This is a genomic window from Hydrogenophaga borbori (genome assembly GCF_003417535.1).
Lineage (GTDB): Bacteria > Pseudomonadota > Gammaproteobacteria > Burkholderiales > Burkholderiaceae_C > Hydrogenophaga > Hydrogenophaga borbori.
The window spans coordinates 1-3,763 of sequence record NZ_QVLS01000025.1 but is presented as its reverse complement, the minus strand read 5'-3'; the positions used below and the strand labels follow the sequence as shown (position 1 = coordinate 3,763).

Below are 3,763 nucleotides of genomic sequence, written 5' to 3'. Positions count from 1 at the left end.
GAGCCATCGGTCCTGGTCGATGGGGAAGATCTGCTGGTCGGCGCGGTAGGAGGTCTTGAACTGACCGTTTTCGCGATAGAACATGGTCAGCTCCTCAGACGCGATCGATGATCTTCTCGCCGAACAACCCTTGGGGCCGGAAGAGAAGGAAGACGAGGGCGAGCACGTAGGCGAACCAGATCTCGATGCCGCCGCCGACGAAGGGGCCGAGGTAGACCTCGGAGAGCTTCTCGCCCACGCCGATGATGAGTCCGCCGATGATGGCGCCGGGCACGGAGGTCAGCCCGCCGAGGATGACCACGGGCAGCGCGCGCAGCGCCAGGGTGGTGAGCGAGAACTGCACGCCCAGCTTGGAGCCCCAGATGATGCCGGCGACCAGCGCGGTGACACCGGCGACGAACCACACGATGACCCAGATGCGGTTGAGCGCGATGCCGATGGACTGGGCGGCCTGGTGGTCGTCGGCCACCGCGCGCAGCGCGCGCCCGGTGCTGGTCTTCTGGAAGAACAGGCTGAGCGCGCCCACCAGCAGCGCGGCGATGCAGGCGGCGTAGACGTCCTCCAGGTTGATGAGCACGCCGCCGGGGAAGGTGCTCTCCATGAGGAAGACCGGGTCCTTGGGCATGCCCACGTTGATGGCGTAGATGTTCGAGCCGAACAGGGTCTGGCCCAGGCCGTCGAGGAAGTAGGTGATGCCCAGGGTGGCCATGAGCAGCGTCACGCCTTCCTGGTTGACCAGGTGGCGCAGCACGAGGCGCTCGATCAGCCAGGCCACCACCCACATCAGCGCGGCGGCCAGCACGAAGGCGATGGCGTTGGCCAGCACGAGGCTTTCGATGCCGATCCACTGCGGCACCCAGGTCGAGAAGCGCGCCATTGCCAGCGCGGCGAACAGCACCATCGCGCCCTGCGCGAAGTTGAACACCCCCGAGGCCTTGAAGATCAGCACGAAGCCCAGCGCCACCAGGGAGTACAGCATGCCGGCCATGAGGCCGCCGAAGAGCGATTCGAGGAAGAAGGCCATGGCTACATCTGCTCCATCAGTGGCTCGTGCCGAGGTAGGCGCGGATGACCTCCTCGTTGGTGCGCACCTCTTCGGGGGTGCCGTCGCCGATCTTCTTGCCGTAGTCGAGCACCACCACGCGATCGGAGATGTCCATCACCACCCCCATGTCGTGCTCGATCAGCACGATGGTGGTGCCGAACTCGTCGTTGACGTCCAGGATGAAGCGGCTCATGTCCTGCTTCTCCTCCAGGTTCATGCCCGCCATGGGCTCGTCGAGCAGCAGCACCTGCGGCTCCATGGCCAGCGCGCGGCCCAGGTCCACGCGCTTTTGCAGCCCGTAGGGCAGCGTGCCCACCGGCGTCTTGCGATAGGCCTGGATCTCCAGGAAGTCGATGATGTTCTCGACGAAGGCGCGGTGCTGCTCCTCCTCCTGCTGCGCCGAGCCCAGCCACTTCAGGCCCGCGAACGGGTGGCGAAACGCCTGCGCGAGCAAGCCGCTTCTCACGCGCAGGTTGCGCCCGCTCATGAGGTTGTCGATCACGCTCATGCCCTTGAACAGCGCCAGGTTCTGGAAGGTGCGCGCGATCCCCATCTCGGCCACCTGGCGGCTGTTCATGTGCCGGAAGGTCTGGCCCCGAAAGCTGATCGAGCCCTCCTGCGGCTGGTACACCCCGTTGATGCAGTTGAGCATGGAGCTCTTGCCCGCGCCGTTGGGCCCGATGATGGCGCGCACCTCGTGCTCTCGCACGTCGAAGCTGATGTCGGTCAGTGCCTTGACCCCGCCAAAGCGCAGGCTGATGTTCTTCACATCCAGGATCACCTCGCCGATCTTCTTGGCGCCCGCGCTGGCGGCCGCGCCCCCGGCGCTGCCCGACTCACCCGTTTGGTCCATGTCGATCTGCCTCATGCCGCATCCTTCACCGGTGCGAAGGTCTTGGCGTCTCGGATCTGCAGCGTGGCGCTGACCGAGCCCGTGCGACCGTCCTCGAACTTGACCTGCGTCTGGATGAACTGCTCGCGCTTGCCCGCGTACAGCGCCTCCACCAGCGCCTGGTACTTCTCGCCAATGAAGCCGCGACGCACCTTGTTCGTGCGCGTGAGCTCGCCGTCGTCGGCGTCGAGCTCCTTGTGCAGCACCAGAAAGCGGCTGATCTGGCTGCCCGCCAGCCGCTCGTCTTGGCTCAAGTCGGCGTTGACCTGCTCCACGCACTGCGCGATGAGCTCGTAGACCTCGGGCTTGGCCGCCAGGTCGGTGTAGCCCGCGTACGGCAGGTTGCGCCGCTCGGCCCAGTTGCCCACGGCCTCGAAGTCGATGTTGACCATCACGCACACGCGATCTCGCCCGTCGCCAAAGGCCACCGCCTCCTTGATGTGCGAGAAGAACTTGAGCTTGTTCTCCACGTACTTGGGCGCGAACATGGCGCCGTCGTGCGCGCCCCCGCTCAGGCGACCCACGTCCTTGACCCGGTCGATGATCTTCAGGTGCCCCGCCGCGTCGATGAAGCCCGCGTCGCTGGTGTGGTACCAGCCCTCGGCGTCCAGCACCTCGGCCGTGGCCTGCGGGTTCTTGTGGTACTCCTTGAGCAGCCCGGGCGAGCGCACCAGGATCTCGCCCGTCTCGCTGAGCTTGATCTGCACGCCCTCGCAGGGAACCCCCACCGTGTCGGCCCGGGCCTCGTGGTCGGGCTGCAGGCACACGAAGACGGCCGTCTCCGTGGAGCCATAGAGCTGCTTCAGGTTCACCCCGATGCTGCGGTAGAAGCTGAAGAGGTCCGGCCCGATGGCCTCGCCCGCGGTGTAGGCCACGCGCACGCGGCTCAAGCCCAGGTTGTTGCGCAGCGGGCCGTAGACCAGCCAGTCGCCCAGGCGGTACTTCAGCCGCTCCCACGCGCCCACGGGCTTGCCGTCCATGAGGTCGGGGCCCACGCGGCGCGCCAGCCCCATGGCGCTGTGAAAGAGCCAGCGCTTGAGCGCGCCCGCGTCTTCCATGCGGATCATCACGCTGGTCAGCAGCCCCTCGAACACCCGCGGCGGCGCGAAGTAGTAGGTCGGCCCCACCTCCTTCATGTCGATGCTCACCGTGCCGCTGCTCTCCGGGCAGTTGACCACGTAGCCGCTGACCAGCCACTGCGCGTAGGAGAAGATGTTCTGCCCGATCCACGCCGGCGGCAGGTAGGCCAGCACCTCGTCGCCGGGCCCCAGCTTGTCAAAGCGCGCGCCAGCCCCCGCGCGGTCGAGCAGGCTGCGGTGCAGGTGCACCACCCCCTTGGGGTTGCCCGTCGTGCCGCTGGTGAAAAACATCGCCGCCACGTCATCGGGGCGGCCCTCATCGACCTGCTCGTCGAAGAAGCCAGGGTGCGCCCGATCGAACGCCTCGCCCGCGCGCACCAGCGCGTCCAGACTCTGCAGCCCCGCCTGCTCGTAGTTCCTCAGTCCGCGCGGGTCGTCGTACCAGATGCGCGTGAGCTGCGGGCACTGCCCCCGGATCTCCAGCATCTTGTCCACCTGCTCCTGGTCTTCCACCACGCACAGCCGAACCTCGGCGTTGTTGATCGGAAAGACACACTCGCCCGCCACCGCGTCCTGGTACAGCGGCACCGCGATCGCCCCCAGCGACTGCGCCGCCAGCATCGTCGCGTACAGCCTCGGGCGGTTCGCCCCTATCACCACCAGGTGCTCGCCACGGCGCAAACCCGCCTCGTGCAGTCCGCACGCCAGACCCCTCACCAGCCGCAGCATCTCGCCCCAGCTCGTCGT

The 3,763-nt window shown here is 67.0% G+C and carries 3 protein-coding genes; all 3 read right to left on the bottom strand.

Annotation, left to right across the window (positions count from 1 at the left end; genetic code table 11):
• Positions 1 to 94: 94 nt before the first annotated feature.
• On the bottom strand, positions 95 to 1,024 hold the full coding sequence (locus DY262_RS21400; RefSeq protein ID WP_116961066.1) for a branched-chain amino acid ABC transporter permease: 930 nt from the start codon (positions 1,022 to 1,024) through the stop codon (positions 95 to 97).
• A 16-nt stretch (positions 1,025 to 1,040) separates the two neighbouring features.
• Positions 1,041 to 1,898 (bottom strand): ABC transporter ATP-binding protein, encoded by an 858-nt coding sequence (locus DY262_RS21395; RefSeq protein WP_116961067.1) that lies wholly within the window; start codon positions 1,896 to 1,898, stop codon positions 1,041 to 1,043.
• An 11-nt stretch (positions 1,899 to 1,909) separates the two neighbouring features.
• Positions 1,910 to 3,763: AMP-dependent synthetase/ligase (locus DY262_RS21390; protein ID WP_147326302.1), on the bottom strand; the 1,854-nt coding region annotated here is incomplete at its 5' end.

Coding starts and splice junctions, on each gene's coding strand:
- DY262_RS21400 (WP_116961066.1), bottom strand. CDS start 1,024: ATGGCCTTCTTCCTCGAATCGCTCTTCGGCGGCCTCATGGCCGGCATG.
- DY262_RS21395 (WP_116961067.1), bottom strand. CDS start 1,898: ATGGACCAAACGGGTGAGTCGGGCAGCGCCGGGGGCGCGGCCGCCAGC.